This window comes from Euzebya pacifica (assembly GCF_003344865.1).
Taxonomy (GTDB): domain Bacteria; phylum Actinomycetota; class Nitriliruptoria; order Euzebyales; family Euzebyaceae; genus Euzebya; species Euzebya pacifica.
Genome location: NZ_CP031165.1, coordinates 2,735,438 through 2,759,319 on the forward strand (window position 1 = coordinate 2,735,438; position 23,882 = coordinate 2,759,319).

The 23,882-nt window shown below is 70.0% G+C and carries 25 protein-coding genes, 1 tRNA gene and 1 riboswitch; of the genes, 20 read left to right on the forward strand and 6 right to left on the reverse strand.

Annotated features, from left to right (window positions below; genetic code table 11):
* Positions 1-93 precede the first annotated feature (93 nt).
* From DVS28_RS11575 to DVS28_RS11590, 4 genes are all read left to right on the forward strand, one after another.
* Positions 94-167: transfer RNA gene (locus DVS28_RS11575), tRNA-Leu, on the forward strand.
* A 28-nt stretch (positions 168-195) separates the two neighbouring features.
* Positions 196-498, forward strand: a complete 303-nt coding sequence (locus DVS28_RS11580; protein WP_114591589.1) for a hypothetical protein — start codon at positions 196-198, stop codon at positions 496-498.
* A gap of 39 nt (positions 499-537) precedes the next feature.
* Entirely contained in the window at positions 538-1,131 is a 594-nt protein-coding gene (locus DVS28_RS11585; protein WP_108665238.1) for an ANTAR domain-containing response regulator, read from the forward strand.
* Between the two features lie 7 nt (positions 1,132-1,138).
* Complete coding sequence (locus tag DVS28_RS11590) at positions 1,139-2,281, forward strand: glycosyltransferase (RefSeq protein ID WP_114591590.1); 1,143 nt, start codon at positions 1,139-1,141, stop codon at positions 2,279-2,281.
* Here DVS28_RS11590 and DVS28_RS11595 read toward each other — a convergent pair.
* The 3 genes from DVS28_RS11595 to DVS28_RS11605 all read right to left on the reverse strand — a co-directional run bounded on the left by DVS28_RS11595 (position 2,278) and on the right by DVS28_RS11605 (position 4,874).
* Positions 2,278-3,045 (reverse strand): amino acid ABC transporter ATP-binding protein, encoded by a 768-nt coding sequence (locus DVS28_RS11595; RefSeq protein ID WP_114591591.1) that lies wholly within the window; start codon positions 3,043-3,045, stop codon positions 2,278-2,280. The genes DVS28_RS11590 and DVS28_RS11595 overlap by 4 nt on opposite strands.
* On the reverse strand, positions 3,045-3,884 hold the full coding sequence (locus DVS28_RS11600) for an amino acid ABC transporter permease (protein ID WP_216826569.1): 840 nt from the start codon (positions 3,882-3,884) through the stop codon (positions 3,045-3,047). Before DVS28_RS11600 ends, DVS28_RS11595 begins: the two co-directional genes overlap by 1 nt.
* A gap of 114 nt (positions 3,885-3,998) precedes the next feature.
* Positions 3,999-4,874 carry a transporter substrate-binding domain-containing protein gene (locus DVS28_RS11605; RefSeq protein ID WP_216826570.1) on the reverse strand — a complete coding sequence of 292 codons (876 nt, stop codon included), beginning with the start codon at positions 4,872-4,874 and terminating at the stop codon, positions 3,999-4,001.
* Between the two features lie 265 nt (positions 4,875-5,139).
* Between DVS28_RS11605 and DVS28_RS11610 the strand changes: the two genes are divergently transcribed.
* The 7 genes from DVS28_RS11610 (at position 5,140) to bfr (ending at position 11,445) form a co-directional block, all read left to right on the forward strand.
* Positions 5,140-6,045: an ABC transporter substrate-binding protein gene (locus DVS28_RS11610; RefSeq protein ID WP_164710415.1), complete on the forward strand. Its 906-nt coding sequence runs from the start codon at positions 5,140-5,142 to the stop codon at positions 6,043-6,045.
* Between the two features lie 356 nt (positions 6,046-6,401).
* Positions 6,402-7,754, forward strand: a complete 1,353-nt coding sequence (locus DVS28_RS11615) for an ABC transporter permease subunit (protein WP_114591593.1) — start codon at positions 6,402-6,404, stop codon at positions 7,752-7,754.
* 19 nt (positions 7,755-7,773) lie between these two features.
* A complete protein-coding gene (locus DVS28_RS11620; RefSeq protein ID WP_114591594.1) occupies positions 7,774-8,820 on the forward strand; it encodes a branched-chain amino acid ABC transporter permease in 1,047 nt (348 codons plus the stop codon).
* Positions 8,810-9,718: an ABC transporter ATP-binding protein gene (locus tag DVS28_RS11625; protein WP_114591595.1), complete on the forward strand. Its 909-nt coding sequence runs from the start codon at positions 8,810-8,812 to the stop codon at positions 9,716-9,718. The genes DVS28_RS11620 and DVS28_RS11625 overlap by 11 nt, the downstream gene beginning before the upstream one ends.
* Positions 9,715-10,548, forward strand: a complete 834-nt coding sequence (locus tag DVS28_RS11630; protein ID WP_114591596.1) for an ABC transporter ATP-binding protein — start codon at positions 9,715-9,717, stop codon at positions 10,546-10,548. Before DVS28_RS11625 ends, DVS28_RS11630 begins: the two co-directional genes overlap by 4 nt.
* A 103-nt stretch (positions 10,549-10,651) precedes the next feature.
* Positions 10,652-10,927 (forward strand): (2Fe-2S)-binding protein, encoded by a 276-nt coding sequence (locus tag DVS28_RS11635; protein WP_114591597.1) that lies wholly within the window; start codon positions 10,652-10,654, stop codon positions 10,925-10,927.
* A gap of 41 nt (positions 10,928-10,968) precedes the next feature.
* Positions 10,969-11,445, forward strand: a complete 477-nt coding sequence (gene bfr / locus DVS28_RS11640; protein ID WP_114591598.1) for a bacterioferritin — start codon at positions 10,969-10,971, stop codon at positions 11,443-11,445.
* Between the two features lies 1 nt (position 11,446).
* Here the strand turns inward: bfr and DVS28_RS11645 are convergent, their stop codons facing one another.
* Positions 11,447-12,115, reverse strand: a complete 669-nt coding sequence (locus DVS28_RS11645; RefSeq protein WP_114591599.1) for a copper resistance CopC family protein — start codon at positions 12,113-12,115, stop codon at positions 11,447-11,449.
* A gap of 64 nt (positions 12,116-12,179) precedes the next feature.
* Positions 12,180-12,360: riboswitch (cobalamin riboswitch) on the forward strand.
* A gap of 91 nt (positions 12,361-12,451) precedes the next feature.
* On the opposite strand from DVS28_RS11645, the gene DVS28_RS11650 reads away from it, so the two are divergent.
* The 7 genes from DVS28_RS11650 to DVS28_RS11680 are packed head-to-tail and all read left to right on the forward strand — an operon-like array spanning position 12,452 to position 20,308.
* Entirely contained in the window at positions 12,452-13,828 is a 1,377-nt protein-coding gene (locus DVS28_RS11650) for an ABC transporter substrate-binding protein (protein ID WP_114591600.1), read from the forward strand.
* A complete protein-coding gene (locus DVS28_RS11655; protein ID WP_216826572.1) occupies positions 13,825-15,069 on the forward strand; it encodes a FecCD family ABC transporter permease in 1,245 nt (414 codons plus the stop codon). Before DVS28_RS11650 ends, DVS28_RS11655 begins: the two co-directional genes overlap by 4 nt.
* Positions 15,066-16,178 carry an ABC transporter ATP-binding protein gene (locus DVS28_RS11660; RefSeq protein WP_114591601.1) on the forward strand — a complete coding sequence of 371 codons (1,113 nt, stop codon included), beginning with the start codon at positions 15,066-15,068 and terminating at the stop codon, positions 16,176-16,178. The genes DVS28_RS11655 and DVS28_RS11660 overlap by 4 nt, the downstream gene beginning before the upstream one ends.
* Positions 16,175-17,677 carry a cobyric acid synthase gene (locus tag DVS28_RS11665; protein ID WP_114591602.1) on the forward strand — a complete coding sequence of 501 codons (1,503 nt, stop codon included), beginning with the start codon at positions 16,175-16,177 and terminating at the stop codon, positions 17,675-17,677. Before DVS28_RS11660 ends, DVS28_RS11665 begins: the two co-directional genes overlap by 4 nt.
* A 55-nt stretch (positions 17,678-17,732) precedes the next feature.
* Positions 17,733-18,728 carry a porphobilinogen synthase gene (gene hemB, locus DVS28_RS11670; protein WP_114591603.1) on the forward strand — a complete coding sequence of 332 codons (996 nt, stop codon included), beginning with the start codon at positions 17,733-17,735 and terminating at the stop codon, positions 18,726-18,728.
* A complete protein-coding gene (locus DVS28_RS11675; RefSeq protein ID WP_114591604.1) occupies positions 18,707-19,396 on the forward strand; it encodes an adenosylcobinamide amidohydrolase in 690 nt (229 codons plus the stop codon). Before hemB ends, DVS28_RS11675 begins: the two co-directional genes overlap by 22 nt.
* 15 nt (positions 19,397-19,411) lie before the next feature.
* Positions 19,412-20,308: an ABC transporter substrate-binding protein gene (locus DVS28_RS11680; RefSeq protein ID WP_114591605.1), complete on the forward strand. Its 897-nt coding sequence runs from the start codon at positions 19,412-19,414 to the stop codon at positions 20,306-20,308.
* Between the two features lie 154 nt (positions 20,309-20,462).
* On the opposite strand, the gene sodX is transcribed toward DVS28_RS11680, so the two are convergent.
* A complete protein-coding gene (gene sodX, locus DVS28_RS11685) occupies positions 20,463-20,819 on the reverse strand; it encodes a nickel-type superoxide dismutase maturation protease (RefSeq protein ID WP_216826573.1) in 357 nt (118 codons plus the stop codon).
* Between the two features lie 107 nt (positions 20,820-20,926).
* Here sodX and sodN point away from each other — a divergent pair, with 107 nt between their 5' ends.
* The gene (gene sodN, locus DVS28_RS11690) at positions 20,927-21,340 is read left to right on the forward strand and encodes a superoxide dismutase, Ni (RefSeq protein ID WP_114591607.1); all 414 of its coding nucleotides are present in this window, start codon (positions 20,927-20,929) and stop codon (positions 21,338-21,340) included.
* 82 nt (positions 21,341-21,422) lie between these two features.
* Positions 21,423-22,268, forward strand: coding sequence for a MaoC/PaaZ C-terminal domain-containing protein (locus DVS28_RS11695; protein WP_114591608.1), 846 nt, complete (start codon positions 21,423-21,425; stop codon positions 22,266-22,268).
* 103 nt (positions 22,269-22,371) lie between these two features.
* Here the strand turns inward: DVS28_RS11695 and DVS28_RS11700 are convergent, their stop codons facing one another.
* Positions 22,372-23,757: an ABC transporter substrate-binding protein gene (locus tag DVS28_RS11700; RefSeq protein ID WP_114591609.1), complete on the reverse strand. Its 1,386-nt coding sequence runs from the start codon at positions 23,755-23,757 to the stop codon at positions 22,372-22,374.
* Positions 23,758-23,882: the final 125 nt, after the last annotated feature.

A 23,882-nucleotide genomic window follows, 5' to 3' on the forward strand; every position in this document is an offset into this window, starting at 1 on the left:
AGCACGACGCGTCGGCAAGGTTCGCACAGATCTACCCCGCACCGTGGAGGGGCATTCGTCCTGGGCGCTCTTGGCGCTACCATTCCCTGCCCCGCCCCCGTAGTCCAACCGGCAGAGACACACGACTCAAACTCGTGCCAGTGTGGGTTCGAATCCCACCGGGGGTACCCGTCGCCGACCGGAGCACGTCCACGAATGCGCAATCCGTTCCCCTCCGCCCGAGACCGGGCGGCACGGAAGCTCGTGCGCATCCGGAGCAAGGTCGCCGACCTGGACCGCCAGCTGGCGGTCCTCGACGAACAGCTGATGTTCCTCAGCCAGGTCGAATCCGAGGCGCAGACCGATGCGGTCGTCGCCGGACACGACGTGGCAGCCCGGGAACATCGCGCTGCACGGTCCGACCTGGACCGCACACGACGCCAACGAGACGAAGTCAAGGCCTCTCGGGACCGTCTGCTCGTGGAGCAGGACACCCTGCTGGAGCAGATGCTCGACTAGGCTGTGCGCTCGTCCACACCTACAGGGATTATCCACCGCATGACCGACGCTGCCGCCCCCATCCGGGTACTGATCGCCGAGGACGAGGCGCTGATCCGCCTCGACCTCAAGGAAATGCTGCTGGAAGAGGGCTTCGACGTGGTGTCGGAGGTCTCCGACGGCGCGACCGCCGTCCGCATGGCCCGTGAGCTACGCCCCGACCTGTGCATCCTCGACCTGAAGATGCCGGTCATGGACGGCATCCAGGCCGCCGAGCAGATCACCGGCGAACGCCTCTCCGCCGTCCTCATCCTGACCGCCTTCAGCCAGCGGGACCTGATCGAGAAGGCCCGCCGGGCCGGCGCCATGGCCTACCTCGTCAAGCCCTTCCAGAAGCACGACCTGCTGCCGGCCATCGAGATCGCCGCCGGACGGTTCAAGGACCTGCAGGGGCTCGAGGCCGAGGTCGGCACGCTGACCGATCGGCTCGAGGCACGCAAGGTCGTGGACCGGGCCAAGGGGCTGCTGATGGAGCACGAGGGGCTCACCGAACCGCAGGCCTTCCGCTGGATCCAGAAGGCCGCCATGGAGGAACGCCTGACCATGAAGCTCGTCGCCGAGCAGGTCATCGAGAAGTTCGAGGGCGAGGGGTAACCCCCTGATGGTCCGCGTCCTGGCCACGAGCGTCGACAGCGCCGGACACGCGGCCCTGCTGCTGCCGCTCGCGGCGGCGGCACGACGGACCGGCCACGAGGTGCTCGTCGTCCTCGGTCCAGCCACCGCCGGACGGGCACGAGGGATGGGGCTGGCGGTCCACGAGCTCCCGGTGCCCGACGACGACGTCGCGGCGGAACGGGCCGAGCTCTTCGGCCGGTCCATGGAGCTCATCATGGGCGGGGAGCGATACCGGGGCGACCTGCTGGTCGTGGGCGAGGTCTTCGGCCGGCTCAACACCGTCCGCGACCTCGAAGGGCTGCATGACGCCGTCGAGCGGTTCCGACCCGACGTGCTGCTCCACGATCCGTTGTGCGGCCCGGCGCTCGTCGCCGCGACCGCGGCCGGCGTGCCGTCCGTGGTGAGCGCCTGGTATCCCCGGGAGGGCCTGGCGGCGTTCGAGGCGGCCTGCGCAGCGGGCGCAGCCGTCGCCAGCGACCGGGAACCGGAGATCCTCGCCGACGTCCTCGCCGACGCCACGAGGCTCTCGCCGCTGCCACACGGCGCCGATCCCAGCGACGTCGTGCGCTGGCGCATGCGATCCCGTGGGCGTGCTGCCGAGGCCAGCCGTCCTCGGCCCCTCGTCTACGCGACCCTCGGCACCGTCGTCGGGCAGATCCCTCCGCTCGCGGTCCGGTTCCTCGGCCTGATCCACGCTGCGGTCGCGGGCCTGGACGTCGACGTCAGGATCACCGTCGGCCACGACACCGACCGTCGGCTGCTTCCCGCGCCGCCCGAGAACGTCGAGATCCTGCCGTTCCTCGACCACGCGGAGGTCATGCCCAACGCTGCGGTCGTCGTCAGCCATGGGGGCCTGAACACGGTCATGGATGCGGCCGCGTGGGGCAGGCCACAGGTCGTCATCCCCACGCATGCGACCGATCAGATCGTGACCGGGGGATGGCTGCAGGACGCCGGTGCCGGTCGCTGCCTGCTCGACGAGGACCAGGCGCCGCACGTCCTGGCCGAGGCGCTGGAACGCGCCCTCGCCGGCGACCACGACCGAGGTGCTGCTGCGCTGGCCGAGACGCTCGCCGCGCTGCCCTCCCCGGACGAGGCGATCACCACCGCCCTCGCCCGGTGTGTCTAGAGCACCATCGACAGGAACTGCTTGGTCCGCTCGTGCTGGGGATTCTCCAGCAGCTCCTCGGGGCTGTTCTCCTCCACGACGACGCCGCCGTCCATGAAGACGACGCGGTCGGCGACCTCGCGGGCGAAGCCCATCTCGTGGGTGACGACCATCATGGTCATGCCCTCGCTGGCCAGGTCCTTCATGACCTGCAGCACCTCGCCGACCAGCTCGGGGTCCAGCGCCGAGGTCGGCTCGTCGAAGAGCATCATCTCGGGGTCCATCGACAGGGCGCGGGCGATGGCGACGCGCTGCTGCTGACCACCCGACAGCTGTCCCGGGTAGGCGTGCACCTTGTCGGACAGGCCCACCCGCTCGAGGTTGCGCTTGGCGATCTCCTCCGCCTCGCCCTGCTTGCGCTTCAGGGCCCGACGCTGGGCGATCGTGAGGTTGTTCAGCACGTCGAGGTGCGGGAACAGGTTGAACTGCTGGAAGACCATGCCGATGGCCGTGCGGACCCGGTTGAGGTCGACGTGCTCGTCGGTGATGTCGGTGCCGTTGATGACGATCCGGCCGTCGGTCGGCTCCTCGAGGCGGTTGACGCACCGCAGCAACGTGGACTTGCCGGACCCCGACGGGCCGATCACGCACACGACCTCGCCGCGGCCAACGTGGAAGTCGATGCCCTTGAGCACCTCGAGGTCACCGAAGTACTTGTGCAGCTGCTGCACGTCGATGGCGGCAGCACCGCGGCCGGGCTGGGTGGGGGAGGGGGATGCGCTCATCACAGGGCCGCCTTGTTCCGCTTCTCGAGCTGCGCGACCAGGAAGGTCAGCGGCAGCGTGATCGCCACGTACACCACGGCCACCACGATCAGGGGCGTGCCGTTGAAGGTGGTGTTCTGCAGGTCCCGGCCGAACTTCAGCAGCTCCTTGGAACCCGGTGTCGTCCCGAGGACGAACAGCAACGAGGTGTCCTTGATCAGCAGGACGAGCTCGTTGGTCAGCGGCGGGATGATGATGCGGAAGGCCTGCGGGATGACGATGGAGGTGAGGGTCCAGAAGCCGCTCATGCCGAGCGACCGCGCTGCCTCGACCTGGCCCTTGGGGACCGCTTCGATGCCGGCGCGGATCGTCTCGGCCATGTAGGCCGCCGCCACGATCCCGAGCCCAAGGGTGGCCTTGCCCAGCGTCCCACCGGGGATCTCCACATCGAAGGCGATCGGGACGGCGAAGCCGATCAGCAGGATGGTGACCAGCGCGGGCAGGGCCCGGAAGAACTCGATGTAGGCGCGAGCGATCCAGCGGTAGGGACCCACCGACGACAGGCGCATCAACGCCAGCAGCAGGCCGAACGCCAGGCCGAAGACGAACGACGTCGCCGTGTACAGCAGGGTGTTCTTCGCCGCTTGGGTGACCACCTCGGGGAACATGTCCGCGGCGATCTCGACGTTGAGGAAGGACTTCTGGATCGCCTCGATGTCGGCGCCGAGCACGAATCCCACCGCGATGAGGACGAGGACGCCGTAGAGCACGTACTGGCGCAGCTCGGCCTTGCGTGCAGGCGACATCCCCTTCCCTGCGCTGCTCGAGAGGTCGCTCCCGGTGTCGTCAGTCACGCTCATCCGCCGATCCTTTGTCCTGAACGTCATGCGCGGGGGAGTCCTGGTGGACTCCCCCGCGTCAGAGGCTACGGCCTGGGGCCTCGGGGTGGAGGACGCCCGGACCGAGAGCGGGTCCTAGGACTCCGAGAAGTAGGAGTCGTAGATGGTGTCGTAGGTGCCGTCCTCGCGCATGGCGGACAGGGCGCCGTTGATGGCCTCGATCAGCTCGGGGTTGGCGTCCTGCTCGAAGGCCATGCCGTACTCCTCGTCGGTCTCGTAGGTCTCGACGACCGAGAGGGAGTCGTCCTGCTGGGCGCGGTCGATGTTGACCGGCAGGTCCTGCAGGATGCCGACGATGTCGTTGGCAGCGAGGGCGGTGAACAGGTCCGCGCCGGCGTCGAAGGCGACCAGCTCGGCGGTGTCGGGGGCGTTCTCGGTGGCGTAGGCCTCACCGGTGGTGCCGGACTGGACGCCCAGGCGACCCTCGACGTCGGCGAGGGCCGTGATGCCGGAGTCGGCCGGGACCATGAGGGACTGCGCGGCGTTGTAGTACGGGTCGGAGAAGTCGATGTTCTCCTCGCGCTCCTCGGTGATGGTCATCGCGGAGATGGCCATGTCGCAGGTGCCGGACGCCATCGCGGTACCCGAGGTCAGGGCGTCGAAGCCGGTGTTGATGACGGCCAGCTCCAGGCCGAGGCGGGTGGCGACCTCGTCGACGATGTCGATGTCGAAGCCACCGAAGCCGGTGTCGGAGTCGGGGTCCTCGACCTCGAAGGGCGCGTAGGGTGCCTCGGTGCAGACGGTGAGGTTGCCTTCCGACACCAGCGTCAGGTCGGCGGGCGCCGCTTCTTCGGCAGCCTCCTCGTCGTCGCCGGCGGCCTCGTCGGCGGTGCTGGTGGCCGAGCCCGACGCGTCGTCTGTCTCGGTGCTGTCGTCGGAGCTGCACGCCGCGAGGGCAAGTGCAAGGATCATGGCTGCCGCGAGGACGCGGAGGGCACGAGCGAGTGACATTGGGGATTCTCCTGCATGATGATGGGCTCGAGGAGCCCTGAACGGGTTCTCGGGAACGTACCGCGAGAAGGCAACGATCGCGATAGTTGGTTGTTTCGACGACGTTTCGTCGGACTCCTCCCCGAGATGTCGCTCGGGTGCATCTCGGCCTATCCTTGGCCACATGGACAGGGGCCCGCTGGGTCCGGCATCACGATCAGTCGGAGGCAGCGTGCGACACGGACAGCCCGATCACCCCATGGGTGGTCGTGGATGGGGTCTCGTCGTGCTGCTCGTCGTCTGCCTCCTCGCCGCTGCCTGCGGCGGGGGCGATTCCACGGAGGAGGAGCGGGCGGCGCAGGCCGAGATCGCGACCCTCGCATCGGAGGCCCTCGACGCGCTGGACGAGGCGGTTGCCGTGTCGGGCGAGCAGCTGCAGGAAGCCGCGGAGCAGGTCAGCGAGGCCGTGCAGGAAGGACAGCTCGGCCTGGCCACCCCCGGTGTGCTGGTCGTCGGGACGAACGCCGACTTCCTGCCGTTCGTGGGCCGGGGGGACGATGACGGGATCAGGGGGTTCGACGTCGACCTCATGACCGAGGTCGGTTCCCGCATGGGGCTGGAACCCGTCTGGGTCGACATGCCGTTCCCCAACCTGACGGGCGCCGTCACCACCGGTGAGGTCGATGTCGTCATCGCCGCGATCACCATCACCAACCAGCGGGAGGAGGTCATCGACTTCTCCCACCCCTACTTCGTCGGATCGCAGGGCCTGGCCGCCCCGCCCGGCAGCGATCTGACCGGGGTGGAGGACCTCTCCTCCGACGTCACCATCGCGGTCCTCGCCGACACCACCGGCGAGGCCTACGCCACCGACACCTTCCTCGATGCCGAGATCGCCAGCTACGCCGACCGCGCGACGGCCCTGGGGGCGCTGTCCGCCGGCGCGGTCGATGCGGTGTTCATGGACACCGATGCACTCGTGGAGCAGGCGCGAGAGGGTTCGGTCGTGCTGGTGGAGGAGGTACCGACCGCCGAGCGGTACGGGATCGGCCTCGCCGAGGACAACGCACCGTTGCGCACCGCGGTCAACGAGGCGCTCGACGCGGTTGTCGCCGACGGCACCTACGAGCGCATCTTCACCGAGTGGTTCCCCGGCCGCGATGTCGAACAGGTCATCGACCTCCTGCGCTGATCGTCCCGCTCGTCCCGCGCGAGCGGCCCACGGCGACAGCGCACTGGATGAACGGGTTGGGGCAGGAGCCGTCATTCTTGCTGGACGCTGGATTACGATGCGTCAACGCCCGGACGGCAGGTGCTGTCGGTGAAGTCGTTTGGAGGAGATCGGCGTCGGGCGTCGAATCACAATCACATCAGGTGTGCTCACGCCGCGATCGCGCGGTGATCAGGGCGGCACCAGCGGGCCATCGCCTCCGAGGCAGGTGGACTTCCACCCCTCCGGCCCGCGTATCCGTCCCGCCCGAGCGTTGTCGCCGCGACAGCATCCGGCCGGACATCAACGCAACCACTGACGAGGAGCAAGACGTGCGGATGACCTGGCTCTTGCCGAGCCGCGACCGAGGACCTCGGCTCGCGCTCGGCGGCCTGCTCGTGCTGCTCGCTGTCCTCCTGGCACCCCTGGCGGTCACCCCCGCCTCGGCCCAGGACGCCAGCGAAGCGGTGCTCGGACGGGTGTTCTCCGGTGCCGGACCCGATCAGGTCCGACACGCCGGCGTGACGATCACCGCCGCTGACGAGGCCGGGGCGGAGGTGGCCAGCGGACAGACCGACGAGAACGGTGAGGTCCGGCTGGAGCTGCCCGGGCCCGGGGCCTTCGTCGTGGCGCTCGACGTCTCCACGCTGCCGGAGGGGCTCGTGCCCCGCGGTGAGGTGTCGGAGCGCAGCCTGAACGTGCAGGCGGGCAGGACGGGCAACGCCCTGTTCCCGCTCGACGAGACCGACGGCGATGGGGGTGTGATCGCCGGTGGACCGGGCGAGGCGACGTTCTCCGACAAGCTGAGCGCAGTCCCGCAGCTGTTCGTGGACGGGCTGAAGCTCGGCTCGATCATCGCCATCACGGCCATCGGGCTGTCGCTGATCTTCGGCACCACCGGCCTGGTCAACTTCGCCCACGGCGAGCTGGTCACCCTCGGCGCCGTCGTGGCCTTCCTCTTCAACGCCTCACCCGCCGGCCCCGGCTGGCACCTCGTCCTCGCGGCGATCATCGCCGTGGTGGTCGGGGCAGGAGCCGGCGGCGCGATGGAGAGCGGCATCTGGGCGCCGCTGCGCAAGCGCGGTGTCGGCCTCATCTCGATGCTGGTCATCTCCATCGGCCTGTCGTTCATCATCCGCAACGTCATCCAGATCGTGTACGGCGGCGGTACTCGGCCCTACACCAACTACAACATCCAGTCGGCCGTCGACCTGGGGCCCATCTCGATCGTCCCGCGCGACCTGTGGATCATCATCCTCTCGACCGCGGTGCTCATCGGCATCGGCCTGATGCTGCAGCGGACCAAGATCGGCAAGGCGCTTCGTGCCGTCGCCGACAACAAGGACCTCGCAGAGTCCTCCGGGATCGACGTGGACCGGGTCATCCGGTTCGTGTGGCTGCTCGGCGGTGGGCTCTCGGCGTTCGGTGGGGTCCTGCTGGGCACCACCGAGCAGGTCAACTTCAACATGGGCTTCAACCTGCTCCTGCTGATGTTCGCCGGGATGATCCTTGGCGGCATCGGGACGGCCTATGGCGCCATGGTGGGTTCGCTCGTCGTCGGCGTGATCAGCCAGGTGTCCACCGCGTTCTTCTCCGTCCAGCTGAAGTTCGTGTGGGCCCTGGTCATCCTCATCATCGTCCTGCTGATCAAGCCCCAGGGCTTGCTCGGCAAGGCCGAACGGTTCGGGTAGAGCGGGAGCACCAGAAACCATGGATCTCGGAAACGTACTCATCGATGGCTTCCGGGCCGCGTTCGGCGTCGAAGCCGTCGTGTTCGCCCTGGCCGCCATCGGCCTCAACATCCACTTCGGCTACACCGGCCTGCTGAACTTCGGGCAGGTGGGCTTCATGCTCGTCGGCGCCTACGGCGTGGCGATCATGGGGCGTCCGTGCCCCGACGTGGCGGCCACCCAGACCGCGGCCGACCAGATCGGTCCCTGCGGGCAGCCGCTCGTCGTCGGCGTGCTCGTCGGCATCCTCCTGGCCGTCATCCTCGCCCTCCTGCTGGGCGCCCCCACGCTGCGGCTGCGCAGCGACTACCTGGCCATCACCACCATCGCGGCCGCGGAGATCCTGCGGTTCGTCTTCCGCTCCGACGTCGCACGCCCCATCACCAACTCGGTGTTCGGCCTCCAGCAGTTCGCCGGTGACTTCTTCGCCGTCAACCCCTTCCCGGACGGACCGAGTGATCGCTACTTCGGTGCGCTCAACTACTCGGGCCAGCAGCTGTGGGTCATGGTCGTCGGCTGGGCGCTCGTCGGGCTGCTGACCTACTGGACCTGGTCGCTGATGCGGTCGCCCTGGGGTCGCGTGCTCAAGTCCATCCGCGAGGACGAGGACGCCGCTCGTGCGCTGGGCAAGAACGTCTTCTCCTACAAGATGCAGGCCCTCATCCTCGGCGGCATCTTCGGTGCGCTGGGCGGGATCTTCCTCGCCATGGGCACCCAGGCCGTCAACCCCGACACCTACATCCCCGTCCGGACGTTCTTCGCCTACGTGATCATCATCCTCGGTGGTGCCGGCACCATCTGGGGTCCGATCGTGGGGACGTTCATCTTCCTGTTCCTGACCGCTGGCCTCGACACCTTGATGCGTGAGCTCATCGAGGGCGGGATCATCAGCGAGTCCATCATCGCGACCCAGGAGATCGGCCCGATCCGGTTCATCCTCGTCGGCCTCATGCTGGCGCTGCTGATGGCGTTCCGTCCGCAGGGAATCTTCGGCAACAAAGAGGAGATGCTGCTCGATGCCCGCTGACAAGACCGCGGCAACGCGTCCGACCATCGTGGATCGGCGCATCCTGGACGACGTCGCGCCCGAGCCCGGCGTCGCCAAGCCCGATCCCGTCCTGATCGTCGACGGCGTCCGCCGGAGCTTCGGTGGCCTGACCGCCGTCGACGTCCAGCACCTGGAGATCCAGCGGGGCCTGATCACCGCGCTGATCGGTCCCAACGGTGCGGGCAAGACGACCTTCTTCAACCTGATGACCGGGTTCGACTCGCCGACGGACGGCACGTGGTCCTTCGACGGCCACGACCTCGGCGGTGTGCCCGCCCACAAGGTCGCCCAGTACGGCATGGTCCGCACCTTCCAGCTGACCAAGTCGCTCAACCGCATGAGCGTCATCGAGAACATGCGCCTGGCCGGGACCGGCCAGACGGGTGAGCGCTTCCTGCCGGCCATCATCCCCGGGATGTGGAAGAAGCAGGAGGCCGAGATCACCGAGCGGGCCGACGAGCTGCTCGCCCGGTTCAAGCTCGACGCAAAGCGCGAGGACCTCGCCGGCACCCTGTCGGGTGGTCAGCGCAAGCTGCTGGAGATGGCACGCGCACTCATGGTCGGGCCGGAGCTCGTCTGCCTCGACGAGCCGATGGCGGGTGTGAACCCGGCGCTGGTCCAGTCCCTGCTGGGACACGTCAAGAGCCTCCGCGACGAGCTCGGCATGACGGTGGTCTTCGTCGAGCACGACATGGACGTCGTCATGGACATCTCCGACTGGGTTGTCGTCATGGCCGAGGGTCGCGTCATCGCCGAGGGACCACCCGCGTCCATCGGCACCAACGAAACCGTCATCCGGGCCTACCTGGGTGGCTCCGAAGGAGAGGGCGAGGTCGCCCTGTCCGACATCGAGGCGGAGCAGGAGGACCAGCGATGAGCCACGACGAAGAGGTCGCCGCAGCGCGGCAGAAGGTCGTCGACGAGGCCGCGTCGCATCATGGCGCCGAGGCCCTCAGCGAGGCCGGGCGTCCACCGAGCGCTGCCGAGTCGGTCCTGTACGCCGAGAACCTGATCGCCGGCTACCTGCCGGGGGTCAACATCCTCAACGGCGCCAACATCCATGTCCGCGAGGGTGAGCTCGTCGGCATCATCGGCCCCAACGGTGCCGGCAAGTCGACCCTCATCAAGGCGATGTTCGGCCTCGTGGAGGTTCGTGACGGCCACGTCATCCTCCGCGAGAACGACATCACCGGGATGACCGCCCACGAGCTGGTCGACAAGGGCGTGGGCTACGTCCCGCAGACCAACAACGTCTTCCCCTCCCTCACCATCGAGGAGAACCTCGAGATGGGTGTGTACCTGCGCCCCTCGATGTTCAACGAGCGGTTCGACTTCGTGGCCGGGCTGTTCCCCAAGCTGGCCGACCGTCGCAAGCAGCGCGCCGGGTCCCTGTCGGGTGGTGAACGGCAGATGGTCGCCATGGGCCGTGCGCTGATGATGGATCCCAGCGTCCTGTTCCTGGACGAGCCGTCGGCCGGCCTGTCGCCGGCCAACCAGGGCGTGGTGTTCCACCGCGTCAAGCAGATCAACGACGCGGGCGTCACGATCATCATGGTCGAGCAGAACGCCCAGCAGTGCCTGAAGATCTGTGACCGGGGCTACGTGCTGGACCAGGGCCGCGACGCCTACACCGGTACCGGGCTCGAGCTGCTGAAGGACCCCAAGGTCATCGAGCTCTACCTCGGCACCCTGGTCAAGACCGACTGACGGTCAGGACCGACTGACAGCTGCGTTGGAGGAGGGCCCGTCGGACACCCGGCGGGCCCTCGTCTTTTGTCCCTCGGCAGATGGTTAGGCTAACCTAACCTCCATGTACGTCTGTCAGTGCAAGGTCGTCACCGACCGCCAGATCGAAGCCGCCGTGGCGGAGGGGTGCACCTCCGTTCGACAGGTCGCTGCCCTGACCGGCGCGGGGACCGCGTGCGGTGGCTGCGTGCCGACGCTGCGCAACATGGTGTGCGGCAGCTGTCCGTCCCTCGCGACCGAGCTGCCCTGCGACGACGCGCCCGTGGGCGAGCCCGTTCGGGCACAGCTGCGGACCCGTGGCGAGCTGACCGTGACCGCTGGCGGGGCCGTCCGCACCTGACATACTCAAGCCGCCACCCGTCACCAGAAGGACGTCACGAAATGCAACCGGTCAGCCCTCGCATCGTCGAGCTGTTCAACGACGCGCTCACCTTCGAGCTCACCGTCACCAACACCTACTTCCTGCACGCCAAGATGCTGGACAGCTGGGGCTTCCCGAAGCTGGGGAAGCGCTTCTACGACTACTCCATCGACGAGATGAAGGACGCCGACGAGCTGATCGAGCGCATCCTCATGTTCGACGGGCACCCCAACGTGCAGCGCCTGAACGCGATCACCGTCGGCGAGAACGCCCAGGAGATGCTGTCGCTGGCGCTGGAGAGCGAGAAGCTGGCCGTGGCGACGTTCAACGCGGCCGCCAAGGAGTGCCACGACCTCGGTGACCACGGCTCGGCCGCGGTGTTCGAGGAGATGGTCCGCGACGAGGAGACCCACGCCGACTGGTTCGAGTCCCAGCTCGACGCCATCGAGCGCATCGGGGTCGAGAACTACCTGGCCGGTCAGCTCCACGGCGAGTAGGTCACTGCTCGCTGCCGTCTCGCCGGGCACGCGAGAGCATCACCGCACCCACGGCGAGGACGGCGAAGAACGCCGCCACGACGACGAGCGCACGTGTCGTCGTCGAGGCCGCTTCCGGGTCCCCCGGAACCACTGACGGGACCGCCGTGGCGTCGGTCGCCTCGGGTGCGTCCGACGGTTCGGTCACCTCGCTGGTGGTCGCCGCAGGTGTGGCCGTCTCCGACGGGGGCGGCGTCGCGGCGCTGTCCGATGTCGAGGCGCTCGGCGACGTGGTCGGTGCCACCGCGCCCGGCGGGGTCGCCACGTCCGCTGGTGGGGCGAAGGTGAACGTGAAGGTGCCGGTCTGGTCGTCGCCGTCGGCGGCGGTGATGGCCCAGTCGACCCGGTGGGGGCCCGGGGTGACCGCCAGGTTGAGGGGAACGGTCACGGTGGCGCCGTCGAGGGTGGGGGGTGCCGCGACCAGGTCGTCGCCGTTGGGGTCGATCACCCGGACGGCCGGCTGGCTGTCGGGGAGCAACGCGGCGGTGAAGTCGAGCACCACCTCGATCGGGGGGTCGGCCACCTCGCTGTCGGCCTCGGGAACGGTGGTGTCCACCTCGGTGTGGGCGCTGGCGGGCAGGGCCCACACGGACACCAGCAGGACGGCGGCAAGGACGATCGTCGAACGCATGGGGCGCAGCGTAGGTCGATCCGGGGGCGTTCGGACGTTTGTCCCACCGGCGACGGCCGAGTACGGTGACCCCGCTCACCTGCGGTGGTGCTCGGGAAGTCCGGTGTGATACCGGCGCGGTCCTCGCCACTGTAACCGGAGGAGCGAACGCCTCTTTTGGCAGTCCCACTGGCCACGTGCCGGGAAGGGCGAGGCGTTCGTGCACGGCCCGTTCGGCCGACGACCCGGAAGCCAGGAGACCGGCCACCCGCACCGAGCACCCACGATTCCGCGAGGCACGGAAAGGAGGGGACGACGTTGGTCTCCCCATTCACCAAGAGGCTGCGAAGCGCAGCCATGTTCGTCCTGTTCGCCCTGGTCCTGGCCGCATGCGCCGCCGACCCGTCCGGTCGGGACACCAGCAACGACCCGCCCTCCAGCGAGGAGGACACGGCCGAAGCCAGCGAAGGCGCCCCGGACGCCGAGGACGACGGCGAGGCCGAGGATGCGGCCATGACCGATGGCGAGGCCGCCGACACCGCCGACGCCAGCGAGGAAGGGGCTGCCGATGCGGTCGCCCCGCCGGAGGCCAACCTCACCGACGGCTGCGCCACCGAGGACCTGCAGGACCTGGACTGGTTCCCCGACAAGGTCGTCTTCGACGTGGCCGAGGGCATCAGCGCCACCTACGACGGCAACGTCAAGCTGGTCACGATCGACCGTCCCAACGACAGCGCCGATGCGGTCCCGCTGACCGTTGCGCTGGTCCAGTGCGGCACGACCCTCCCCGATGACGTCCAGGCCGACATCGTCGTCGACGTCCCCGTGCAGCGTGCGGTGACCTACTCCACCACCTTCCTCCAGGGCTTCGACCTGATCGGTCGCACCGACGTCCTGGTCGGCCACGGTGGCCTGCAGTACGCCTCCACCCAGTCCGTCGTCGAGGCCGCCGAGGCCGGCGACATCGTCGAGGTGGGCAACCAGACCTCTCCTGACCTGGAGACCCTCGCGGCCGCCGAGCCCGACGTGATCATGGTCAGCGCCGGCTTCTCCGGGGCCGACCCGACCGAGCCGTTCGCCGCCCTCGACGTGCCCGTCGTGCCCAACGCGTCCTACCTGGAGGTCGACCCGCTCGGCCGCGCCGAGTGGATGAAGCTCGAAGCGATGCTGCTCAACGAGGAAGCCGCGGTCGTCGACGTGTTCGACGGCGTCGCCGCGGACTGGGACGAGCTGGTCGCGCTGGCCGCCGACGTCCCCGAGGACGACCGTCCGACGGTGCTGACCAACGACCCGTTCGAGGGGACCTGGTTCGCCTCCGGCGGCGAGTCCTACACCGCGTCGCTGATCGCCGCGGCCGGCGGTGCCTACGTGTTCGCCGACGAGCCCGGCTCGACCCTTCCGCTGGACCTGGAAACGGTGCTCGAGCGTGGTCAGGACGCCGACGCCTGGCTGTCGGCCGGTTCGGTTGCCGTGACGCCCGAGCAGTTCGTCGCCGACGACGAGCGCCTGGGCCTGTTCGCGGCCTTCCCCGACAACGTGTGGGCCAACGATGCCGACCTCGGCCCGACCGGCGGCAACCGGTTCTACGAGGAGGGTGCGGTCCGTCCGGACCTGGTCCTCGCCGACATCGTGGCGATCCTGCACCCCGACCTGCTGCCCGACCACGAGCCCCGGTTCTTCGGGCTGCTCGGGTCCCAGGCGGGTGACGGCGCCGAGGCCGGCGCGTCCGGATGAGCCCCGATCCCGTCGCCGAGACCGCCTCGACGGCCGCCCCGACGCTCGACCCGGCCACACCCCGGGTCGGCCCCGCCGGTGACCCCGACCGGTCGCTGGTGACGCGATCGGGGCCTGCGTCGCCCATGGACGACGCAGCCCCCGATCGCGCCGATGGGGACGTGGTCGACCACCACTACCCGCGGGAGGAGGGGCGGGGCACGAGCCGTCGCCCCGTCGTCCCCATCCTGCTCGGCCTGCTCGTGCTGACCGCCGGGTTGTTCGCCGGCGCGCTGGCGCTCGGGTCGGTCGCCATCCCCGTCGTCGAGGTGTGGACCGTCCTGACCGGCGGTGAACCCTCCACCTCGTCATGGTCGGTCATCATCACCGACATCCGCCTGCCACGCGCCGTGACCGCCCTGGTCGCCGGCGCCGGGTTGTCCGTCGCTGGCCTGCAGCTGCAGACCCTCTTCCGCAACCCCCTGGCCGACCCGTTCGTCCTGGGCATCGCGTCGGGGGCCAGCCTGGGCGTTGCGCTGGTCAGCCTGGCCGGCAGCGGCTCGATGTTCCTCGGCACGCTCGCGCTGGGCGGCAGCGTCTCCACCGCCGTTGCCGCCGCGATCGGCGCAGGCCTCGTGCTGGGCGCCGTCCTCACCTTCGCCCGCCGGATCCGCTCCATCACGAGCGTGCTCATCATCGGGCTCATGGCTGGCTACCTCGCCGGGTCGGTCGTCAGCCTCCTGCTGTTCTTCTCCGACTCCGACGACTTCCGCGCCTACCTGGCGTGGAGCCTCGGGTCCTTCCGCGGGGTCACCTGGTCGGAGCTTGCCGTGCTCGTGCCCGCTGCCGTGATCGGGCTGCTGCTGGCCGCATCGACCGTCAAGGGCCTCAACGCCCTCCTGCTGGGGGAGCGGTACGCCGAGTCCGTGGGCGTCAACGTCCGCGCCGTACGTGCCGCGATCATCGTCTCCTCCTCCTTGTTGGCAGGCGTCATCACCGCCTTCGCCGGGCCCATCGCGTTCGTCGGGCTGGCGGTCCCCCATCTGGGTCGGGCGCTGCTGCGCACCTCCGACCACCGCGTGCTGATGCCGGCCGTCGTCCTGATCGGTGCCTGCGTGGCGCTCGGCACCGAGATCATCGCCGGTGTCCCCGGCCAGGACCTCGCGCTTCCGCTCAACGCCGTCACCCCGGTGCTGGGCGCCCCGGTCGTCATCGTCGTCCTGATGCGGTTGCGCCGGTCGGCGGAGGTGGTGCTGTCGTGACCGCGACGTCCTCCCCGTCTTCTGCGAGCTCCCTCGACGGAGCCGCCCTCGACGGCGCTCTGGACGGAGCTGCCCTTGCCGCTGTCGGTCTCCGGGCCGGGTACCACGACGGTCGGCAGCCCGTCCCGATCGTCGGGCCCGCCGACCTGTCTGTCCATCGCGGCCGGTTCGTGGCCGTGCTGGGACCCAACGGGGCCGGCAAGACGACGCTGCTGCGCACCCTCGGTGGGGTCATCCCCCCGCTGGACGGCCGTGTCACGGCCACCACCGCATCCGGCACGCGCGAGCTGACGAAGATGAAGCGGGCCGACCGGGCCACCCACATCGCGGTCGTGCTGACCGACCACCCCGACGTCGGACTGCTCCGGGCCCGGGACATCGTGGCGATCGGCCGGCATCCCCACACGGGCTGGTCGGGCCGCATGACCGCGCGGGACCACCAGATGGTCGACGACGCCCTCGAGGCGGTCGGGGCGACCCATCTGGCCGATCGTGAGCTGGCCCGGCTGTCGGACGGCCAGCGCCAGCGGGTGTGGATCGCCCGGGCGCTGGCCCAGGAACCCGCCGTGCTGCTGCTCGACGAACCCACGGCATTCCTGGACCTGCCCGGTCGGGTCGAGGCCATCGGGCTGCTGCGCAGGCTGGCCGCCACCCGCGACCTGGCCGTGGTCGCGTCCATCCACGACCTCGACCTGGCCCTGCGCGTCGCCGACACCGCCTGGCTGCTGGACGGCTCGGGCACCGTCGAGGTCGGCGCCCCCGAGGACCTGGCCCTCGACGGGGCGATCGACCGCGCCTTCGGTCGGGACGACATCCGGTTCGACCTGGCCACGGCGTCGTTCCAGCTGCCCGTTGACTGCTGCGCCGAGGTCTCCGTCACCGGGGTCGACGGCCGTGACCCCGACCCGACCCGGGCCCTGTGGACCGGGAGGGCGCTGGCACGGGCCGGTGCCGTCGTGGTCGATCGGTCCGCCTGGTTGACGGTGGAGGTGCTGCCCGACCGCTGGCGCCTGCGCGGCCCCGAGACCGTGGAGTGCACCACCCTGCAGCAGCTGGCCGAGGCCGTCCGCGCCGCCGGGCTCGTGGTGCCCACCGGCGACCGGCAGTGACCCATCCGGCGCCGGCGGTGCTCGTCGCCGGCACGGGCAGCGACGCTGGGAAGACCACCCTCGTCGCAGCCCTCTGTCGCCTGCTGGTCGACCGCGGCATCGACGTCGCACCGTTCAAGGCCCAGAACATGGCGCTCAACAGCGCGGTCGCCAGCGACGGTGGTGAGATCGGCCGGGCACAGGCGCTGCAGGCAGCCGCCGCCCGCATCCCCGCCACGACCGCCATGAACCCGATCCTGCTGAAGCCCAGCGGCGACCGGACCAGCCACGTCGTCGTCGACGGCCGGCCGCTGCAGGAGACCGACGCCGTGGCCTACGGGCCGCTGACGACCCGCCTGTGGCCCCACGTCCGCCGTGCGCTGGCGGACCTGCGGACCCGCCACGAGCTGGTGGTGTGCGAAGGCGCCGGGGGAGTGGCCGAACCGAACCTGCGCGATCGCGACCTGGTCAACATGGGCCTGGCCGCCGACGCCGACCTGCCCGTCGTGGTCGTCGGTGACATCGAGCGGGGCGGGGTCTTCGCCAGCCTCTACGGCTCGTGGGCACTGCAGCCCGACGAGGATCGGCAACGGATCCGTGGCTTCGTCATCAACCGGTTCCGCGGCGACGCCAGCCTGCTCGACCCGGCCATCGAGGACCTGACCGCCCGTACCGGCGTGCCCGTCCTCGGCGTGGTGCCGTGGGTCGACGGCCTCGGACTTGATGCCGAGGACTCCCTCGGCCTGCGCGATCTCGACGGCGGGCCACCCGTGGGGGAGGAGGGGCTGCGCATCGCCGTCCTCCGCCTGCAGCGGATCTCCAACTTCACCGACATCGACGCACTCGGCCGGGAGCCCGGCGTCACCGTGACCTTCACTGAGTCCGCCGCCGCCGTGGCCGACGCCGACCTCGTCGTCATCCCCGGTACCCGGGCGACCGTGGCCGACCTCGACCGCCTGCGCCAGCTGGGCCTGGACCGTGCCCTGCGGGACCGAGCGACCGCCGGGGGACCGATCCTCGGCATCTGCGGTGGCTACCAGATGCTGGGACGTGCCATCACCGACACCGTCGAGGGTGGGGGTGGCACCGTCGCCGGGCTGGGCCTGCTGCCCGTCGAGACCACGTTCCACGTCGACAAGGTCGTGCGTCGGGTCAGCGGCGACGCCCCGGCGCTCGGGACCGACGCCAGCGGCTACGAGATCCGCCACGGCCGGACGACGGTCGACGCCGAGGCGAAGGTCCTGGTCCGCGACGACGACGGACGGCCGGGAGGCGTGGTCGCCGGACCGGTCATGGGTACCTCGTGGCACGGGTTGGCCGACCACGACGACACCCGCCGGGCCCTGCTGCGGTGGGTGGCCGAGCAGCGCGGGCGCCGGTTCGTGCCCGGCAGCGTCCCTGCCGCCGCACACCGCGAAGCCGACCTCGACCGCATCGCCGCCGTCGTCGCCGACCACGTCGACGTCGACCGGATGTTGTCCCTCGCGGGCTGGCGGGCCGTCCCGTCGGCGGGCCGGTGACATCCCGGCCGTCGGCTACCGTGTCGGCCACTCGTCCACCCTGCAGGAGACCCCGATGACCCATCAGCTGGACCTGCCGATCCGGCCGCGTCGCAACCGGACCAGCCCCGCGTTGCGTGACCTCGTCCGCGAGACCACCCTGACGCCGGCCGACATGCTGCTGCCGATGTTCCTGCACGTCGACGACCACGACGTGCCGATCGAGTCCATGCCCGGTGTGACCCGTTGGAGCCTCGATGGGCTCGTGAAGGAGGTCGGCCGGGTTGCGGGCCTGGGCATCCGTGGGGTGGTGCTGTTCCCCAAGATCGACGACGCGCTGAAGTCCTCCCGGGGCGAGGAGTGCCACAACCCCGACGGGCTGTATCCCCGCGCCATCCGCGCGATCAAGGACGCCCACCCCGAGATGCTCGTCATCACCGACGTCGCGCTCGACCCCTACTCCAGCGAGGGGCACGACGGCATCGTCGCCCCCGACGGACGGATCCTCAACGACGAGACCGTCGAGGTGCTCGCCAAGCAGGCCGTCTGCCAGGCCGACGCGGGCGCCGACATCATCGCGCCGAGCGACATGATGGACGGGCGGGTCGAGGCCATCCGCGACGCCCTCGATGCCGACGGCCACACCGACGTCGGGATCATGTCCTACACCGCCAAGTACGCCAGCGCCTTCTACGGCCCCTTCCGTGGTGCGCTGGACTCCGCCCCCAAGTCGGGCGACAAGAAGACCTACCAGATGGACCCCGGGAACGTCCGCGAGGCGCTCCGCGAGTACGAGCAGGACGTGCTCGAGGGTGCCGACATGGTCATGGTCAAGCCGGCCGGACCGTACCTCGACGTGATCCGGCGGCTGGCGGAGGTCTCGACGGTGCCGGTCGCTGCCTACCAGGTGAGCGGCGAGTACCTGATGATCGCCGCGGCCTCGCGGGCCGGTTGGCTCGACGAACGGGCGGTCGCCATCGAGACGTTGACCGGCATCAAGCGTGCCGGGGCCGACATCGTCCTGACCTACTACGCCGACCGGGTCGCCGAGTGGCTCCAGACCACCAGCTGACCGTCGAGGGGGACCGCATGGTCCTCGTCCTCGACCGGCCCCGTCCCTGCGTGGCTTCCACCATCGTGGGTGGCGGCATCGGCACCGTGCGGACGTGGCTCAACCTGGAGGTGCCGCTGTCCTACGACCGGGTCGACCCGGTCGCGCACCTGAAGGAACGGGCCGACGACCTCGAGGGGCCGATCGTGGCCACCATGACCGCCGCCGCCGTCGATCGCTGGGTCGAGGGCCGACAGGGCCTGGCGTGGGTCGTGGCCACCGTGGGTGTGTCGGTGCCGCTGGCTGCGGCCGGCAGCTGGGAACCCCACCACGGCCCGGGGACGATCAACATCGCCGCCGTGCTCGACGCGCCGCTCGACGACGCCGGCCTGGTCAACGCCGTGCAGACGCTGACCGAGGCCAAGGCGCAGGCCATCGCCGACGCCGGCCTGCTGGCCACCAACCGTGACGGGGTCGCCACCGGCACGGCGACCGACTCCGTCCTCGTCGCGGCGGCGCCGATCCGGTCCCGCCCCGATGCCATCGACCCCTCGTTGTGGGACGGCCCGTCGTCCTTCGCCGGCCCCGCCACACGGGTCGGCCACGACCTGGCGATGGCGACCCACACCGCCATCACGGCCGGCGTTGCCCGCTGGCTGGCCGACCACCCCTCCACCGGAACCCGCTAGCCCCAGGAGCCTCTCGTGTCCGATGCCATCGCCAGCCTCATCCCGTCCGGAACCGACATCGCCGCTGCCCTCGGGCTCGGTGATCGGTTGGTCGGCGTCTCCCACGAGTGCGACCACGCGATCGCCGAGGGGAAGCCGGTGCTGACCAGCTCGATCCTCGACCTGACGATGACGCCGGGCGAGATCGACGCCGCGGTCAGCGCGTCCGTTGCCGACGGCCACAGCCTGTACCGCACCGACCGACCCCTCCTTCACGAGCTCGACCCCGCGCTGGTCCTCAGCCAGGACGTGTGCGACGTGTGCGCCGTCAACGGTGAGGTCGCCCGTGGCGACGTGCCGGAGGGCGCCGAGCTCATCATGCTGACCGCGGTCCGCCTGGCCCACCTCTGGGAGGACCTGGCGCGGGTCGGCAAGGCCGCAGGTGTGGTCGACGCCGCCGAACGCGTGATCGCTGACGCCAAGCAGGACCTGACGGCGGTCGCCGAGTCGGTGGCCGGTGTGGAGCGACCCCGCATCGTGGCGCTGGAGTGGGGCGACCCGTACTTCATCGCTGGCCACTGGGTGCCCGAGCTGATCGACCTCGCCGGCGGCGTCGACGCGTTGGCGCAGCCGGGTGAGGCATCCCGCCGGGTCACCCCCGAGGAGGTTGCCGAGGCCGACCCCGACATGATCCTGTTCGTCCCCTGCGGCTACTCCCTCGAGCAGTCGGTGGAGGAGGCACGCGGCCTGCCGCTCGCCGGCCTGCGTGCCGTCGAGGAAGGCCGGTTCTGGGCGATGGACGCCACCCGGCTGTTCAGCCGCTGCACCCCGCAGGCCGTCGTCAGCGGCGCCCGCGCGCTGGCCTCGGTCATGCACCCCGACCGCGCCGGCACCCCCACCCCCGCCGACGCCGTCCGCATCACCCTCCCCTGACGCTTGTCGCCTGACCGGCGTGAGGGGCCGGTGGTGCGACACGCCTCCGGTGTGTGTTGTCTAACCCGCGCGAGGCGCCGGTGGTGCGACACGCCTCCGATGTGTGTCGGCTGGCCCGTGCGAGGCGCCGGTGGTGCGACACGCGGGGGTGGGGTCAGGTCGACCAGAGCCAGCCGGAGCGGTCGGCGGGGGAGTAGCGGTAGACGGGACGGCCGAGGACCAGGCGTCGGGGGACCGGGCCGAAATGGCGGGAGTCGGTGCTGGCCGACGGGTTGTCGCCACGCACCGTGACGGTGCGACGGTCCACCGCATCCGCCCGCTTGACCAGCAGCAGGCCGGGGTTGCGAGGGTGGCTCACCACCACGAGGCAGCCCGGCCGGACGGGGCCAGGGAGGACCAGCAGGCGGTCGCCGGGCAGCAGCGTCGGCAGCATGCTCGGTCCCTCCACCGTGACCCGGGGAAGGGTCACCAGGCGGGCCGTTCCGAGGAGCACGGCGAGCAGGACGGCCACTGCAGGCTTCGTGACAGAGCGGGGGGTTGGTGCCGGGTCGGATGGTGGGGGCATGGGTAGCTAGAGTGTGGCCCGCTTTGCTGTCCACCCCCACAAGGAGAACCAGAATGCTCCAGCGAATCCTCGCCCTGACCGACCGCGTCAGCGCCCCGCGCACGGCGCACGCCCACTGCGACCTGATGTGTGGTGTCTACGACCCCGCCCAGGCCCGCATCGAGGCCGAGTCGGTCCTCAAGATCACCGAGAAGTACCAGGACAGCGACGACCCGGTCTTCAAGGACCGCGCGATCTTCATCAAGGAAGAGCGCGCCGAGCTGGTCAAGCACCACCTGTCCGTGCTGTGGACCGACTACTTCAAGCCGCCGCACGTCGAGCAGTTCCCGCAGCTGCACGACCTGTTCTGGCGCGCCATCAAGGCCGCTGGTGACGCCAAGAAGAGCGTCGACCCGGCCGACGGCCAGAAGCTGCTCGACCTGATCGACGAGATCGCCGAGATCTTCGCCGAGACCAAGAAGGGTTAGCAGCCCGCAGTATCCGAGGCCACGCCCCGACCCCCGCGGTCGGGGCGTCGTCGTTCGTGCGGTCAGCTGGTAGACCACCACCATGCCGATCGACATCGATGCCCTGCTGGCCGCCGACCCCATCGAGTGGGACTCCTCCTGGACACAGAAGGACGTGATCCTGTACCACCTCGGGATCGGCGCCGGCGTGCCGGCCACCGACCCCGCCGAGCTGCGGCTCACCTACGAACCCGACCTAGTGGTCATGCCGTCCTTCGGGACGGTGCCGGGCTTCCTGCCCATCCCGTCCTACGCCGACCTGCCCGGGTTCGACATCGACCTGCGCATGCTCGTCCACGGCGAGCACGACCTGGTCCTGCACCGGCCGCTGCCGACGGAGGCGACCGCCACCTCGAGCGCCCGCGCGACCGGGGTGTACGACAAGCGGTCCGGCGCGTCGGTGGTCTTCGAGAACACCACCACGGTCGACGGCGAGCCGATCGCGACCAACACCATGACGGCCTTCATCCGTGGCGAGGGTGGATTCGGTGGCGACTCCGGCCCGTCCGGTGACCGGATCCGTCCGCCGAGGCGTGATCCCGACGCCGTCGTCGAGACGCCGACCCTGGAGCAGCAGGCCCTGCTGTACCGGTTGAGCGGCGACGCCAACCCCCTGCACGCCGACCCGGCCTTCGCGGCCGTCGGTGGGTTCGAGCGCCCCATCCTCCACGGCATGTGCACCTTCGGCATCGCCTGCAAGGCCGCCGTCCACGCGCTCCTCGACGGCGACACCACCGCCGTCACCCGCTACCAGGCACGGTTCTCCGGTGTGGTCCTGCCCGGTGACACCCTCACCCACTCGCTGTGGCGAGAGGACGACGGCATCGTCATCGAGAGCCGCGTCGACGACCGGGCGGTCCTCAAGCAGGCCAGGCTCACCGTCGGCTGACCCGCCCCGGGCACAACGGAACGGAAACGACAACAGGGCCCGGCGCGTGATGCGCCGGGCCCTGCCGAGTCCCTGGTGGTGATCAGACGATCACCGGAGGGTGTTACTGGCTGGAGACGATCGTGTCGATCTGCTCCAGGGTGCCCTCGGCGGTGAACTCCGAGAGGGCGTAGGTGCCCTGCGAGGGCTCACCGGCGTCGGTGAAGTCCATCGGACCGGACGGGCCGTCGTAGTCGATGTCCTCGCCAGCGTCGAGCAGCTCGATGCACTCGGCGTAGGAGGTGCACTTGGTGCCGCCACCGGTGACGGCGATCATGTTGTCGGCGATCGCCTGGGAGGAGTTGGACCCACCAGCGTGCGCAGCCAGGGCGGCAGCGATGGCGCAGTCGTAACCCTCAGCAGCGAACAGGGTGTCCGTCACGTCGGGAGCGAACTCCGACAGGGCGGTGTTGAAGCCCTCGTCCGACGCAGGGGTCGGGGAGGTGGTGCGCATGCCGACCAGGACGGCCGGGTTGTTCGGGTCGACCAGGCCGGGGGTGTCGTTGGAGGCGATGCCGTCGGCACCGAAGACAACGATGTCGGCCGGGCCAACGCCACGCTCGATCATGGTCGACAGGATGCGGGCACCCTCGTCGAAGGCGATCAGGGCGACGGCGTCTGCGCCGGAGTTGACGACCTGCTCGACCTCAGCGTCGAAGCTCTGGGCCATCGGGTCGTAGGTGGTCTCGACGGCAACGGTCGCGCCGGCGTTCTCGAGGGCAGCCACGGTGGCGTCCAGCAGGCCCTGACCGTAGTCATCGGCACGCGCCAGGACGGCAACGTTGGTGCCGCCAGCGGCCACGATCTGCTCGGCCAGGACCGGACCCTGCAGGGCGTCGGTCGGGGCAGCGCGGAAGTACAGGCCACCGTCGTCGTAGTTGGTGAAGGTGGGGGAGGTGTTGGACGGCGAGCACTGGACGACGCCCGCACCGGTGATCTTGTCGATGATCGTCAGGGAGATACCGGACGAGGCCGCACCCATGATGATGTGGACGTCCTCGGCGAGCAGGCGGTCAGCGGTCTGGTTGGCGATGGTGCCGTCACCGTCACCCTCGTCACCGCCGTCCTGCAGGACCTCGGCACCGTTGACGCCGCCGGCCTCGTTGATCTGCTGCACGGCGAGCTGGAAGCCGTTGATGATCGGCGGGCCCAGGAAGGCGAGCTGACCGGTCTCGGGCAGGATGTAGGCCATCTTGAGGTTCTCCGCGCCGTCACCGGCGGGCTCCTCTGCGGCTTCCTCGGTGGTGGCCTCCTCTGCAGGCTCCTCCTCCTCGGTTGCCTCGTCCGTCGCCTCGTCCTCGGTGGGCTCGTCGACGGTCTCTTCGGTTGCGTCGGCGTCGGCGTCCTCTTCGGTCGCGTCGTCGCCGCTGTCGGATGCGCATGCGGTCGCGACGATCGCCAGCAGGGCGATCATGGCGACGAGGCGCAGCCACTTAAGGTTGGTGGTCATGCCACTGACTCCTCTTGGATGGGGGTTGTGCGTTGCGTGCCCGCAGGCCCGAAAGGGGCACAGGGTCGGCACGCGCGGCAGATTACTTGCGATTGCTGTAGGAGGTGCGTCCCTCGGGGGGAATT